Annotated in this window: 1 protein-coding gene; it reads left to right on the top strand. The window is 43.0% G+C overall.

Annotated elements, in window-relative coordinates; translation table 11 throughout:
* Window positions 1–69: 69 nt before the first annotated feature.
* Window positions 70–393 (top strand): hypothetical protein, encoded by a 324-nt coding sequence (locus tag N1032_RS28175; RefSeq protein ID WP_259544056.1) that lies wholly within the window; start codon window positions 70–72, stop codon window positions 391–393.
* Window positions 394–502: the final 109 nt, after the last annotated feature.

Below are 502 nucleotides of genomic sequence, written 5' to 3'. Positions count from 1 at the left end.
TCTAACCCGCGCAATGTAAAGGCACACGGTTTAGGGGATCGGGCTTTTTTTCGTTTATGAGGTTTAATAATGACAATTGCCAATTTAAAGCCCGGTCTAGGGCGTGAAAAGGGGAGCCAGAATAAAACAACGCGAGAGCGCACAGAGGCTTTTAGAAAGAAACTAGACGAAACAAACATTATCTTTAAGCTGATTGATCAAATCATGCTAGATATTGATGATCAAACGGTCAAATTTAAAGATAAGTTAGATGCTCTTAAAACCCTGTTACCTTACACAGTGCTTAACGTATCTAGTGAGGAACTAACAGAGCAGATCGCTAACATCCAGACTAAAGAGGACGCAGAGCGCGTAGCTCAGATCCTAGAAAGTAAACTACGCATTGTACGCTAAGGGGCTAACATGGATTTAGAAGCCCTAGAGGGTATCACCGCCGGGGATCTTCTAGCCATGCCAGAGGATGAGCGGCAAGAGTTTATTAAACATGCCTTTGATTTGCTGA

This window comes from Herbiconiux daphne, assembly GCF_024979295.1.
Lineage (GTDB): Bacteria > Actinomycetota > Actinomycetes > Actinomycetales > Microbacteriaceae > Herbiconiux > Herbiconiux daphnes.
The sequence above is the reverse complement of the archived record's forward strand: the minus strand, read 5'-3'. Positions and strand labels throughout refer to the sequence as shown.

Bases quoted from the DNA above. Each gene is read 5' to 3' on its own strand.
- N1032_RS28175 (WP_259544056.1), top strand. From the start codon at position 70: ATGACAATTGCCAATTTAAAGCCCGGTCTAGGGCGTGAAAAGGGGAGC.